The following is a 13831-nucleotide window of genomic DNA, read 5'->3' on the forward strand; positions in this document are numbered from 1 at the left end:
TTGTCGTGCAGCTACTGATGGCCAGCGTCAGCGGCACGCTACTGCTGCTCTCGCACAATAACTGGCTCACCGTAGAGTGGCTGATCGGCCTGACCTTTGTTGGCGGCGTCGGGGCGGCGCTGTTTGGTCCGGCCTGGCAGGCCATCGTGCCGGAGCTGGTGCCGCGCCATGAACTGAAAAACGCTGTGGCGCTCAACTCACTGGGCATCAACATCGCCCGAGCGATTGGCCCGGCGACCGGCGGATTACTGCTGGCAAGTTTAGGTGCTATGGCCGCTTACGGGGCTGACGTCGCCAGTTATTTTTTCGTTATCGCCGCGCTGATCTACTGGAAACGTCCGGCTAAAGCGAAAACGGAGCTGAATGAACACTTCTTTGGTGCGTTCCGCGCCGGGCTGCGCTACGTAAAAGCCAGCCGAGAACTGCACCGCGTGTTGTTCCGCGCCGCCATGTATTTCGCGTTTGCCAGTGCCATCTGGGCGCTGCTGCCGTTAGTGGCACGGACCATGCTGCACGGCACCGCCGGATTTTATGGTCTGCTGCTGGGTGCCGTCGGCGCCGGCGCGATTGCCGGGGCGCTGCTGCTGCCGCGCCTGCGCAGCGCGTTGAGTAGTGATGGATTGATGCTGCTGTCCGCGCTGCTGAGTGCCGGCGTTGTGGGTGCGCTGGCGCTCAGCCCGCCGCAGTGGCTGGCGCTGATGCTGATGGTGATTCTCGGCGTGGGCTGGATCATCGCGCTGACCACACTCAACGGCGTGGCTCAGGCGATACTGCCGGATTGGGTGCGCGGCCGCGGTCTGGCGGTCTACCTGATGGTGTTCAACGGTACGCTGGCTGGCGGCAGCCTGGCGTGGGGCATGATCGCGCAGCAGGTGGGGCTTGCTACCACCTTGCTGATCGCCGCCGCCGGCTTAGCCATCAGTGCCCTGCTGTTGAAGCGTCTGGTGCTGCCGGCCGGTGAGGCCGATCTGCAGCCCGCGCAGCACTGGGCGGCGCCGGTGGTCAGTGAAGGGGTTGATACGCGCCGCGGAGCGGTCCTGATTCAGATTCACTATCGCGTACCGCCGGAAGATCGCGCCGCCTTCACGCGTGCCATTCACAAACTGGCGCAGGCGCGCCGTCGTGATGGTGCCTATTCGTGGGGGCTGATGGAGCAGACTGACGATGCCGGGGCCCTGCTGGAGTGGTTCATGGTGGAGTCGTGGCAGGAGCATATGCGTCAGCACCAGCGCGTCTCACGGGCTGACGCTGCGCTGCAGCAGGCCGTGCTGCAGTTCCATCAGGGTGAGGAGGCGCCACAGGTCAGTCACCATATCGCGATTTAGCCGCGCGTGACCGGCGGGCGCACGACAGCGTGCCCGCCTCAAGACACTAAGCTGGCAGGTAGATCTCCTGCAGGCCGGGGAGCGCAGGCAGGCGTTCACGCCACCAGGTCGCCGCATTGCCGCAGGCGCTCTCGTTCCATGCCAGATAGGCCATATCACGACGGCACTCGCTATCCAGCTGGCGCGCCACCAGCGCACCGCTCGCCAGGTGCGGACGCGCCAGCCAGATCGGCAGATAGCCACATCCCAGCCCGGCGATCTGCGCCTGTAGCTTCGCCGGAAAATCATGCACGCTCAGGGTTTTCTGCTCATCCAGCACGCGTAGATCGATGCCCACACCGTGGCGCGATGAGTCGTGTACCGTTACCGCACGATATTGACGGATCTGCTCACGCAGCAGCGGTTCCGGTGCGGCCGCCAGCGGATGATCCGGCGCCACGGCGAACACATACTCCAGCCAGCCCAGCGGCTGACAGATAATCTCTTTGCGCGTGGCGGGCTCCTGTACCGCGCCAAAGACAATATCCGCTTCGCCATAGTGCAGCGCTTCCCAACAGCCCGACAGCACATCTTGACGGAACTGCAGCTGCGTATGCGGGTGCTCCTGATAAAACTGATCGATCAGCGGCGTCAGGATGCTGAAGGGCAGCGACGCATCCACGCTGATTTTCAGTTCGCTCTCCCAGCCGCTCTCAACATAACGCGCCTGCTGCTCCAGCTCGTTGACCGCGCGCAGCAGCGTACGGCCCTTCTCCAGCATCAACCGGCCGGTTGGCGTGAACGTGGCGCGATGGCCGGAGCGATCAAGCAGCGTGATCTTCAGGTCGCTCTCCATTTTCTGCACGGTGTAGCTCAGCGCAGACGCCGTTTTAAACAGCCGCGCCGCGGCCGCAGCAAAAGTGCCATGACGATCCAGCGCATCCAGAATCAGCAGCGCTTCAAGGTTTAACCGCATCCCATCTCTCCCCAAAAAATGTTGAACAACCTGGTAAAAACTCTCCGTTATCCCTGTCTGCGTGCATCCCGTATTGTTCCTCCATCAACGCAAGCACTTTGATTCGCGGACATCCAGGGAACAACACATGACATATGCGCATCAGGCCAACCACGTGACGCTGGTGATTACCCACAGCATCCAGCCCGACCGTCAGGCCGACTATGAAAAATGGCTCGACGATATTATGCCGCATGCGGCCAGCTTTCCTGGCCATCTCGGGGTTAACGTGCTGCGGCCGGTACATGGCGACAACGCCTACACCATTCTGATCCGCTTCAGCGGGCTGGATGAACTCTACGCCTGGCTGAAATCGGATGAGCGCAAAGCGCTGATCCACGACCTGCCGGCGATGCTGTCACAGCCGGAGCATGTTGAAGTCCGCCCCGGCCCGGCCTTCTGGTTTACCCCCACGCAGCCGGGTCAGGTAAAGCCGGCTAAGTGGAAACAGTACTTACTCACCCTGGGGGTCATTTTCCCCTCCACCAACCTGGTGCCGTGGTTCTGGAATCAGGTACTGCCCGCCAGCCACGGCACGCTGTGGGGCCATTTACTGAATGACGCCAGCGTCGTGGCACTGGTGGTGTTTATGTGGATGCCGCTGGCAACACGCGTATTGAAACAGTGGCTTATGGGCCGCAAAGCATAATCTTACAGGAGAGAGAGGATGACAACGGCTTCACTGATTTTTACCAACGGCGCATTCCACACCGTCGATCGCGCTAACCCCCTGGCCAGCGCCGTAGCGATCAAAGACGGCAAATTTCTGGCGGTCGGAAGCGAAGCAGAAGTGATGCGTTTTGCCGGCAGCGAAACACAGATCATCGATGCCAAAGGCCACACCGGCATTCCAGGGCTGAACGATTCGCACCTGCACCTGATTCGCGGCGGGCTGAACTACAACCTTGAGTTGCGCTGGGAGGGCGTGCCGTCGCTGGCCGATGCCCTGCGTATGCTGCGCGAGCAGGCGCTGCGTACGCCTTCACCGCAGTGGGTGCGCGTGGTGGGCGGCTGGAGTGAGTTTCAGTTTGCCGAGCGCCGCATGCCCACGCTGGATGAGATCAACGCTGCCGCACCGGATACCCCGGTCTTTATTCTGCATCTGTACGATCGCGCTCTGCTCAACCGTGCTGCGCTGCGCGTGGTGGGCTACACCAAAGAGACGCCCAATCCGCCGGGCGGTGAAATTCAGCGCGACAGCAACGGCAACCCCACCGGCATGCTGATCGCCCGGCCCAACGCCATGCTGCTGTACGCCACGCTGGCCAAAGGGCCCACGCTGCCGCTGGAGCAGCAGGTCAACTCCACGCGCCAGTTTATGCGTGAGCTGAACCGCCTCGGCCTGACCAGCGCCATTGATGCCGGCGGCGGTTTCCAAAACTACCCGGAAGATTACGATGTTATCGCCGAACTGCACGCGAAAAAGCAGCTGACGGTGCGTATTGCCTATAACCTGTTTACCCAGCGACCGGGACACGAGCTGGAAGATTTTGAGAAGTGGACCGATATGCTGAAGCCGGGCCAGGGCACCGATTTCCTGCGGCACAACGGCGCCGGTGAGATGCTGGTATTCTCAGCGGCCGATTTTGAAGATTTCCTTGAACCGCGTCCCGATCTGGCGCCGGGCATGGAGGATGAGCTGGAGCGCGTGGTGCGCCATCTGGTGGAGCACCGCTGGCCGTTCCGCCTGCACGCCACCTATAACGAATCGATCAGCCGCATGCTGGACGTCTTTGAAAAAGTGAACCGCGACATACCGTTCAACGGCCTGCACTGGTTCTTTGATCACGCAGAGACCATTACCGAAGCCAACATTGAACGTGTTAAAGCGCTCGGCGGCGGGCTGGCGGTGCAGCACCGCATGGCCTTCCAGGGTGAATACTTTGTCGATCGTTATGGCAAAGAGGCGGCTAAGCAGACGCCACCAGTGATGAAGATGCTGGAAGCCGGCGTACCGGTCGGGCTGGGAACCGATGCGACGCGCGTCGCCAGCTACAATCCGTGGACCGCACTCTACTGGCTGGTGTCCGGCCGCACCGTGGGCGGCATGCAGCTGTATGACGACAATGCGCGGGTCGATCGCGAAACGGCACTGATGCTGTGGACCAAAGGCAGCGCCTGGTTCTCCAGCGAGCAGAGTGCCAAGGGCGAGATCAAAGTCGGGCAGCTGGCGGATCTGGTGCTGCTGTCGAAAGATTTCTTCAGCGTTCCGGAAGAGGAGATCAAGGGCATTGAATCGGTGCTGACGCTGGTCGACGGCGAAGTGGTCTACGCCGCCGGTAGCTTTACCCCGCTGGCGCCACCGCCCGTGCCGGTGCTGCCAGAGTGGTCGCCGGTGGTGACCGTACCGGGCCACTATCGCAGCGCGCCGCCACAGGCGAGCGGCCGTGCCGCGATGATGCCCGGCGTGCACCAGTGCAGTGGGCCGTGCGGCGTGCACAGCCATTCGCACGATGTGGCGCGCCAGTCGTCGGTGCCGGTCTCGGACAATAATGCCTTCTGGGGCGCGCTGGGCTGCTCCTGCTTTGCGTTCTAACCATCGGGATCAGCGTGCAACGCAGGATTCAAATAATTAAGCGAACCGGGATGTGAAATAAAACATGCACGATGAGCAGAGTCTCATCGTGCATGTATTGAGGAGCTTACTGAAAGCAGGAAGGTCTATCAGAACTCCAGTTTCCAGGAGCCCTCTTTCTTATAAATGCCGAGATTAATTTCGCCAAAAACCATAATCTTGCCTTTAAAACCATTCAGGAAATCAACATCAAATTCATAGCCTACCTTAGCTAAACCGATATCTAACTTTTCATTTTTCATGAGCACACCATTGACAATTTCATAAGCGGACACGCCAAGATTGTAACCAAAAATGCTGGAATTAACTTTTAGTGTGCCGCTTTTGGATGCCAGATCATAATTAACTTCGACATTAAATGCCGCTACGCCGAAGTTAAAATCTTTACTAAAATTCCCCGAGGTAAAATCCATCATGAAAGGCGTAATCTGCCCTTTTGGCATAACCAGGCCGGGTGCAACCACGTCTTTCCCACTATCACAGTTCAGGCAATCGCGAATAATATTCGCAATCATTGCATCTTTTGTGATCACAGAACCATCAGGGCTGAGCTTAACATCTTGCTCATGAATGTTTTCAACTAAAAAATTAGTAGCAGAGATGATGTCATTAGGTTTCATACTTTACTTCCTTAATTGTTAAGAGATTTCTCTTCTGGTTGGTGCGTAATAACAATGACATTCAGACAAAAATTAATACATAGGAACCACTAAGATTAAAAGTATTTAATTCAGCCTGCCAACACTTACCTCTGGCACAAAACCCTTCCTAAAACATTCACTATAAAATTAATCACTAATATTACCCTGAGTGAAAACTCCATTCCCCATTATGAAAAGTATGTGACATCAGCAATAATCCCCTCATTTACCTGAGAGAAGATCTCAATATCGCATTTAAAAAATAAATAGCTGACTGTTGCGCCCAGGATAAAAATCAGCATGAAAATCAGGTATGTTAACAATCGCCTTTACAGCGAGAAAATGAAGCCGGAGTACGCGCAGCGTATCATTTATGCTTTTTAAAAATCGAAAAAGAGTCGGCACCACGGTATTCAACCAGCACCTGGAATTGGGAGGATATTGCAAAAACTGATGTGAAGTCGGGATTAAAACCGGATAAGTGGCATGCGCGTTACCAGGCAGATGCCACGAAAAATGAATAAGTCATTCCCAGTCAAGATAAGAGATGGCAGACAGTAATCCCCTGATAGATTCATAACTCACTAAACCAGAGTTTTTAATATAAATGTAGTGTGTAAAAACGCCGCACAAGGCTTCAACTTCTAATACATTAAGCTTATCAGGATGGATAGCTCTGACAAAAGATTGTGTGATCAGAGAGATGCCATCCCCACGCCGAACGATATCCCGCCTCAAATCTTCGTTATCAATACTTATAACTTTATCGTTGTACCCTAATAAAACCAGCTTGTTATGTATCTGCTTATAGACATCCGTTTCTGCTAAATTTGGGTTTTGTATGAAGGGAAGGTTAAATACCTCTTCCTGCTTAATATTGCAGGAGTGCAAAATCATTGCATTTTCCTTTGCCATGATGGTACTGAAGTTTACCAGATCATTTAAAGACGAGGTCCTGTATATGAAGTCTGCGTTACTTACCTTCTCTTTATCATCAGCATCTCGCTTACGAGTAACTTCAATATCACAACCACTTTCTGGCCTGAAATTATAGTGACAAATATCCTCCAGGAAGGTGGGGAAAGGGCCATAAATATCAAATCTGACAACTTTTTTAGCATTTATTTCTAAAAAAGCCTCATTAATGGTATTGTAAGGCGTAATCAGCGCGTTATAAAGTTTCTTGCCTTCATCGGTCAACTCCATGCCTCGCCCTTTCCGTGAAAAAAGTTTCTTTCCAACCTCCTCTTCGAGTTCAGCAATGAGTTTACAAACAGGAGGAACGGTAACGAACCGTTTATTAGCAGCTGCAGTTAGCGAACCCTCTTGCGCTACTGCGATAAAATAATCTATTTTTCTGGCAACATATGTCATAAGCTTCCCATAAATTTTTCTGGCTTGCCGCGGATGGTATAACCATATCAGAATTTATATGTTTACACTGAGTGACCAGGAGTTTTAACAGGTCATAGTTATGTGAATAGTTTATGAAACGGTTGCTTGTTATGAGAATTGACTTGTTTTTTGAACGCGTTTACCTGATGTTTATTTGACGTTATTTTATGAGCTCAAAATGTGCGCCATCGTAAAAGGGATTATCATTCTCACTGTATTTCCCCCAGTCACCGCCCCACCTTATCTGTACATCCTGTTTACTGGCAGCATCAAACATAGCGTTTCTGATTAATCGAAACGCCGCACGATCCTCCCACGTGAGATGTCCTTTTATCAAAGGCACGAGATCAACCGCTTCTCCGGTAAGATGTTTACTATTGAGCGTTTTACTTAAACCTTTGGCGACAAGCATGCGTTGCCTTTCCAGACTGCGCCTGCCTTCGAATACGCAAAAATCGACGGGTGAAGACTTTATTGCTGAATACAAAACCAAAACCAGCTGTGGGGCTACGCCAGCAAGATTATTCTTACTTTTATAACCAAACGTAAATTCTGTCATAGTACTTCCTCCGCCAGCTTAAATGTACGCGAATAATTCAAAACATTACTTTATATATTGCTGTAACAGCACTGCTGAAGGTCATCTCCAGTGTATCCCGGCAAGCCGATGATAAACATATAGCAGCTAAAGGGATGTTCAAACATCTCAGGCAGACTGACTGGAACACCCTCTTTATTTACATACTTACGACATACAGCGCCTGCATTATCAGTATCATTTTGATGCATCACCGTAGGCGCAATTACATAGCTCACTCGCCACAAGAAATCAGATTTGTAAATATCCCTGGCCTCAATCGAAGATACAAAGATAAGCGATATCAATACAAAAATAGTCCTAACCACGATATAACTCCTTTATGCTTAACAACACGTCAACACACCTTTTAATTTCGCTGCTATTTCAGCTTGCCCTGTTTTTTGATCTTTTTTTTCCAGGCCTCAACCACGGATATAAAGAATCCGGAGCAGATTACTGCGCCAATTGCCGGATGAAGATCTCTCTCCAGCGGCAACAGGTTGCTGATGATTTCAGAGGTAGGTGCCGCACCAAAAATGCCACTAAAAATCGAGAGCAAATAGAACCAAATTTTTCTTTTATTAGTCTGTATGAAAAATGTACCCAGCAAAGCCCCAACAAAAATCCCCGCAAAATCGATAAATGTCCAATCCCCCACATTCGAGGGCTTAATGTATGAGGCATTGAGTATGCATAGTAGTTGTTCCATCATATCCTCACTTAGCAGGTTGCTTATGCCATACCTCAAAGCTACGCGCGGTAAAGCGATTTTGAAATTACTCTTTTTGAAAACAGACCTCATTAAAATATAAAGAATAACTTTATAACTTAATGAACAAAAGTTATAAAAATAATTAAAGTTTTTTATTTAACGCCGTGTATATTTTTTCATGCACCGCTTATCCAGTGCATATTTAAACAATTACTCAATAAACCACAGGTGAGGTTTCCAATGTCTATATCATTTAATATCGTTACCGGTGATTCAAAAGAGAAAGTGAAGGTCATAGCGTCTGGAACAGCAGTCGATTTATTACCTAAAGAGGAATTTTCGACCTGGGGGGCGGACACATTTAATTTGAATAAGTCCATTGAGAAAAGCGAGGCCGCATTCCCAATGATGTCTTTTTCTGTGATCCGACGCCATGGAATAATCTTTATGATACCTATGGCTGGCGACCTGTTAAGCGACATCTTAAAGTGGTGGCCTGTGAAGTTGTCCAGGTTACTTCTGTCCCAACGATTGTGGCAACACGGAAATTGTTCAACAAATCAAAAAATACCGCAACGTTTCAGACGAGTATCACTGAGACTGTTACAAACAGTGTCGCGCATAAAAAAATGACGCAGCATACAATAAAAGTTGGCCAATCAATAAGTTATGGCATAAATTTTATCGCGGAGGGAAAGGGTGAGACAACCTTTGAATATACCTATAACTGGGGAGAAGACATCACAAAAACGCAGTCTACTGAGTTAAGTTCATCCTCTCAAGTCACCGTGGTTTTAGAACCGGGGCAAAGTGCGATAGCAGAACTGCATGCTAAAAAAGGTGTGATTAAATTAAAGGTCACTTATGAGGCTTATGTGGATGGGCTTATTGCCTGTAATTATCATCCCAGGCATAAAGGCCACCACTTTTGGGCTTTTCCCGCGCGTGAGTTGCTCAAGCCCAATGTGCAGACAATCGTCGAAGATGTGACTATTGACTACTATTCCGATGGTGAAACGATCTTAAAAGACATTGAAGGACAAATGATGTCGCCTTATATGGGTAGAGCTCTGTTTGCCAGTGATGACAATCGATAGCTGGCGTAATGTAATATGATGTGAATACCGCAGGGATTGTTTATGCAATCCCTTTTTAGTTTCTGCTGATAATGTGCTGACCGAAAACGCAGCCAATAAGCCGGCAGACTTAAAGCCCAATATTAAGACTTAACAAAAAAACTATTACGCGTCTCCGTTTATCCCACCAGCCGGAAACCCTGCTTGCCGTTCTTTTTGATCTGGTACATCGCTTCATCGGCGCGCTTTAGCGCGTCGTTGAAGCTATCGCGCGCCTGCACCGGGGCGATACCGATAGATGCCCCGATTTGCGCATTGCCGTTATCGAGGTCAAACGGAGCCAGCGCGGCATCCAGCACCGCCTGCGCCAGTATACGCACCTTCGGATAGTCGATCAGGAAAGGCAGCAGCAGGACAAACTCATCGCCGCCCAACCGGCCCACGACCACGTTTGGCGGCACTGCTTCGCGGATGCGCTGGCTTAACTGCATCAGCACCTCATCCCCGCTGCGGTGACCCAGCGTATCGTTGACGTGTTTGAAATTGTCCAGATCGATAAACGCCATACAGAGCGGGCCGGTGCTGAGCATCTGGCTGAAGTGGTTTTGCAGCGCATGACGATTGGCCAGACCGGTGAGCGGATCGTGATGCGCGAGCATGGCGAGCTGCGCTTCGTACTGCTTCTCTTTGGTCATGTCGATGTGGGTGCCGGTGACTTTGAGCGGATTACCCTGCTCATCCCACTCAGTCACGCGTCCGCGATCCAGCACCCAGGTGATTTTGCCATTTTTACCCAGCATACGGTGCAGCGCTTCATAGTACGGCGCGCGCCCTTCAATATGGTCGTAAAACGACTTCAGTACCTCATCGGCGTCATCGGGGTGCAGATGCGCGCGCCACGCTTCAAACTTTGCTTCACTTTCATTGGGCTGGAAACCCAGCATTGCGCCCCAGCGACGGTTAAAGATCACCAGCTTGCCGCTGGGAATATCCAGCTGCCACAGGCACAGGCCGGTGCCATCCAGCGCCGCGCTGAGCTTATTCCGTGCGTCATGCGCGATACGCTTCAGGCGCGCATTATGCTTTTTCAGGTTCTGAATCTGCTGGCGCAGCGCTTCTTCGGACATGATCGGCTATGGAGAAGAAATAAAGCTTATTTTGCCTGCCGATTATTTTCTGTAAACAGAACAAATGAAAAGCAGATGAGTGGCGGAAAATTGCGCCGAGCTTAGCAGTAACGGCGAAGCAAAGCGGTAAACACAGCGCACTTCGCTTGCTGGTACGGCTTAAGAGGATAAATCCCCGCCAGAAAAAGCGGCCATCCCGGGGGCGTTTTCCCCCTTTCCGATCAAACTTCCTCCTGCTTTTGAGAAATTTCTTATCTGCCGTTTAATGATCGTTGCGCTGCGTGTCGCTCTGAAAAGTCACTGACTGGCTGCAAGACGGGATAAAACGTGGGTAAACGCATTTTGAGCATGATTTTTCTGCTGGGCTTCTGCCTGGGCGCAGCCGCAGCCTCCTCTACGCTCACGTTTACGCCACGCTATGGCCTGACGGCGCCGGACGTCACGCTGCCCGCCGCCAGCCAGCGCTGGCTGAGCGGCCGCACCGTCCTGCGCGTTGGCGTGTGGAGCAATGCGCTGCCGCCCTACTCGGTATCGTTTGAGAAAAACGCCTATGAAGGCCTTTCGGCGGATTACCTGGCGATTGTTTCACGGACGCTCAACCTGCCGGTCAAAATGAAAGCCTATAAAACCCGGACTGAACTGGCAGATGCACTGCGGGAAGGCGAGGTGGATCTGATCCCCTACTACACGCTGGCGGCGAATCACGATACGCAGCTGGTGCTGAGCCTGCCCTATTCGCTGGCGCAGAGCGTGCTGATCAGCAAACGCAACGCGCAGTTTGATCGCGAACTGAAAAACAGCCGCTATCGTCTGCTCTATTATGGCGACGCCGATCTCCGCGCCCTGCTGCATCAGCGCTATCCGCAGGCCACGCTGGAGCCGGCGGCTCCGCCGCTGTGGGCCTACACCGATACCGCATTCAGTGAGAACACCCTGTTCTGGAGCAACTCCGCGACGCAGCGTTTTCTGGCGCAGCGCGGGCTGCATAACGTCATTGAGGCGCATAAAACCCCCTATACCAACGATGTGGATGCCCGCTTCGCCAGTAGCGCGGCGAATCAGCCGCTGATTGATGCCATTAATGAAATCCTGAAAAACATTCCGCTGCGTAATGCGGTGCAGATCGCTGAAGCCTGGAGCCTGGATTATCAGTCGGTGGTGAAAAACCATCCGCTGGATCTCAGCGAGCAGGAAGCGAGCTGGCTGGAGGAGCACCGCGATATCACGGTGAATTACGATCCGACGCACATGCCGTTTACTTTTTTGGATGATCGCCAGCGGGTCACCGGGCTGAGTATCGATATGCTGAAACTGATCGCCCAGCGTACCGGCATTCGCTTTCACTATAAGCCGGTGCAAGGCTTGAGCAACATGCGCGACAAACTGGCCCGCCAGCGCGATGCCATGATTGTGGTCAGCGACGCGGCGGCGCAGCAAAGCGATATGATCCGCTACAGCCGCTCTTACATCTACTCGCCGTGGGTGGTGATTACCCATCGCGATAAAACGTGGCGCAGCTTTGAGGAGATGGCCGGCAAACGCATCGGTATTTATGAGCGCGCCTACTATCGTTATGAGCTGCGCGAGCGCTGGCCGAAGGTGGTGTTTCAGGAGAACAGCGTCGCGGTTGATTCGCTGGGCCAGCTGCAGGATAACCAGATCGACGGGTTTATTGTCCCGTATGAGTCGGCGCTGTTCCTGCTCAACAACCACTTTAACGACAGCTTCAAAGTGGCGTTTGTCGCCCCGCTGCCGATGTTCCGTATGGCTATGGCGGTTAACATTCAGGATCGGCATTTACTCTCCATCCTGAACAAAGCGCTCTCCGATATTCCGCAGCCGACCCTGCAATCCCTGATGGAGCGCTGGATAAAATATGCGCCGCCGGCGACCTCAACATCCTGGCAAAGCTATCGCAGCTATCTGCTGCGTATCGTCGCGGTGGCCGGGCTTGGGCTGCTGTTCTTCCTGTGGCGCAACCATCTGCTGAAGGCGTCGCTGGCAAAACAGCGCCAGCACGAGCGGGAGACCAGTAATCAGTTGCAGCACATTGAGTCGCTGATGGCCGATCTGCGCAAAGCGAACGAGGCCGCGGTGCGTGCCAGCGAAGCCAAAAGTACTTTCCTTTCGCATATGAGCCACGAAATCCGCACGCCGCTGGCGGCGCTGATTGGGCTGCTGGAGATTGAACATTTAGGCCAGAGCGATGAACAGCAGCGCCAGAAGAATATTGATGTGGCGTGGGAGTCGTCACGCTCTCTGCTCTCGCTGGTGGGCGACATTCTGGATTTGGCCAAGATCGAATCCGGCCACTTCAGCGTGCGCCTGATGCCGATGTTGCTGAGCGATGTGGTCCGCGATTGTGAAGCGCTGTTCCGCCGCGTGGCCGACAATAAAGGCCTGGCGCTCAACATCCTGCTTGAGCTGGAGCAGGATCAGGTGCTGTTCGACCCGGTCGCGCTAAAGCAGATCATCTCTAACCTGGTGAGTAACGCCATCAAATTTACCAGCGAAGGTGAAGTGGAGCTGGCGCTCTATCAGGCCGACGGCGACAAACCGGACTATGTGCTGGAGGTCAGCGACAGCGGCATGGGGCTGACGCCTGAGCAACAACAGGCGATTTTTGAGCCTTTCATTCAGCTGGATCAGGGGAGTAACCGCGTGAGCGGTACTGGCCTCGGGCTCAATATCTGCCGGCGTCTGGCGATCATGCTGGGTACCGAACTGCACGTTGAAAGCGAACCGGGCAACGGTAGCGTCTTTATGCTGCGCTTCCGCGCAGAGGCCGCCACGCTGCCGCAGGCGGAGATCGTGCTGGCCGACGACACCGCCAATAACGTTGCGCTGCGCATTCTGATCGTCGATGACAATGCCACCAACCGCCTGCTGCTGGCGCAGCAGCTGCAGTATGCCGGCCATCATGTGCTGGTGGCGGACGGGGGTGAAGCCGCGCTGGTGCTGTGGCGTGAAAACCAGCCGGACCGCATCATCACCGACTGCAACATGCCCAATATGGACGGGTTTGAATTCACCCGCCAGCTGCGCGCCGAAGAGAAAAAGCTGGTGCGTCGGGCCGTTCCGATTTACGGCCTGACGGCGATGGCGGAGGAGCGCGTTGCGCTGCGTGCAAAGGAAGCAGGCATGAACGGCTGCCTGTTCAAACCGCTGGAGCGTGCTCAGCTGTTGCAGGTGATCACCGGCGCACCGATGAATCCGTTACGCAACGAATCGTTACTGACGCTGGAGAATCTGGCGGCCAATAACCCACAAGCCTGGCGCGATCTGATTACCACGGCGCGGCAGCAAAACAGTTATGACCTTGAGCAGCTGACGCAGGCCATTGCCGGGGGCAATTTTGCCTCTGCCCGCCATGCGGCGCACCAGCTGCTGGGCAGCGCCCGTCTGC

At 53.5% G+C, this 13831-nt stretch carries 12 protein-coding genes; 5 read left to right on the top strand and 7 right to left on the bottom strand.

Annotated elements, in window-relative coordinates:
- On the top strand, window positions 1-1325 hold a 1325-nt coding region (locus HA48_RS20655; RefSeq protein WP_128602989.1), incomplete at its 5' end, for an MFS transporter.
- Window positions 1326-1371: 46 nt separating this feature from the next.
- On the opposite strand, the gene HA48_RS20660 is transcribed toward HA48_RS20655, so the two are convergent.
- The gene (locus HA48_RS20660) at window positions 1372-2280 is read right to left on the bottom strand and encodes a LysR family transcriptional regulator (RefSeq protein ID WP_128602990.1); all 909 of its coding nucleotides are present in this window, start codon (window positions 2278-2280) and stop codon (window positions 1372-1374) included.
- Between the two features lie 127 nt (window positions 2281-2407).
- Between HA48_RS20660 and HA48_RS20665 the strand changes: the two genes are divergently transcribed.
- Both HA48_RS20665 and HA48_RS20670 read left to right on the top strand, forming a co-directional pair.
- On the top strand, window positions 2408-2968 hold the full coding sequence (locus tag HA48_RS20665) for an antibiotic biosynthesis monooxygenase (protein ID WP_128602991.1): 561 nt from the start codon (window positions 2408-2410) through the stop codon (window positions 2966-2968).
- Window positions 2969-2986: 18 nt separating this feature from the next.
- Window positions 2987-4855 carry an amidohydrolase gene (locus HA48_RS20670; RefSeq protein WP_128602992.1) on the top strand — a complete coding sequence of 623 codons (1869 nt, stop codon included), beginning with the start codon at window positions 2987-2989 and terminating at the stop codon, window positions 4853-4855.
- A 128-nt stretch (window positions 4856-4983) separates the two neighbouring features.
- Here HA48_RS20670 and HA48_RS20675 read toward each other — a convergent pair whose 3' ends face one another.
- From HA48_RS20675 to HA48_RS20695, 5 genes are all read right to left on the bottom strand, one after another.
- On the bottom strand, window positions 4984-5514 hold the full coding sequence (locus HA48_RS20675) for a hypothetical protein (protein WP_128602993.1): 531 nt from the start codon (window positions 5512-5514) through the stop codon (window positions 4984-4986).
- Between the two features lie 546 nt (window positions 5515-6060).
- Window positions 6061-6909, bottom strand: coding sequence for a LysR family transcriptional regulator (locus HA48_RS20680; RefSeq protein WP_128602994.1), 849 nt, complete (start codon window positions 6907-6909; stop codon window positions 6061-6063).
- Between the two features lie 181 nt (window positions 6910-7090).
- A complete protein-coding gene (locus tag HA48_RS20685; RefSeq protein ID WP_128602995.1) occupies window positions 7091-7489 on the bottom strand; it encodes a M15 family metallopeptidase in 399 nt (132 codons plus the stop codon).
- 50 nt (window positions 7490-7539) lie between these two features.
- Window positions 7540-7836 carry a hypothetical protein gene (locus HA48_RS20690; RefSeq protein WP_128602996.1) on the bottom strand — a complete coding sequence of 99 codons (297 nt, stop codon included), beginning with the start codon at window positions 7834-7836 and terminating at the stop codon, window positions 7540-7542.
- Window positions 7837-7889: 53 nt separating this feature from the next.
- The gene (locus HA48_RS20695) at window positions 7890-8222 is read right to left on the bottom strand and encodes a hypothetical protein (RefSeq protein WP_158086978.1); all 333 of its coding nucleotides are present in this window, start codon (window positions 8220-8222) and stop codon (window positions 7890-7892) included.
- Between the two features lie 533 nt (window positions 8223-8755).
- On the opposite strand from HA48_RS20695, the gene HA48_RS20700 reads away from it, so the two are divergent.
- Complete coding sequence (locus HA48_RS20700; RefSeq protein ID WP_244182919.1) at window positions 8756-9319, top strand: ETX/MTX2 family pore-forming toxin; 564 nt, start codon at window positions 8756-8758, stop codon at window positions 9317-9319.
- 158 nt (window positions 9320-9477) lie between these two features.
- On the opposite strand, the gene HA48_RS20705 is transcribed toward HA48_RS20700, so the two are convergent.
- Window positions 9478-10425, bottom strand: a complete 948-nt coding sequence (locus HA48_RS20705; protein ID WP_128602999.1) for a sensor domain-containing diguanylate cyclase — start codon at window positions 10423-10425, stop codon at window positions 9478-9480.
- A gap of 327 nt (window positions 10426-10752) precedes the next feature.
- On the opposite strand from HA48_RS20705, the gene HA48_RS20710 reads away from it, so the two are divergent.
- Window positions 10753-13831, top strand: a 3079-nt coding sequence (locus tag HA48_RS20710; protein WP_128603000.1) for a response regulator, incomplete at its 3' end; no start/stop codon positions are given.

The organism is Pantoea wallisii (genome assembly GCF_002095485.1).
Classification (GTDB): Bacteria; Pseudomonadota; Gammaproteobacteria; order Enterobacterales; family Enterobacteriaceae; genus Pantoea; species Pantoea wallisii.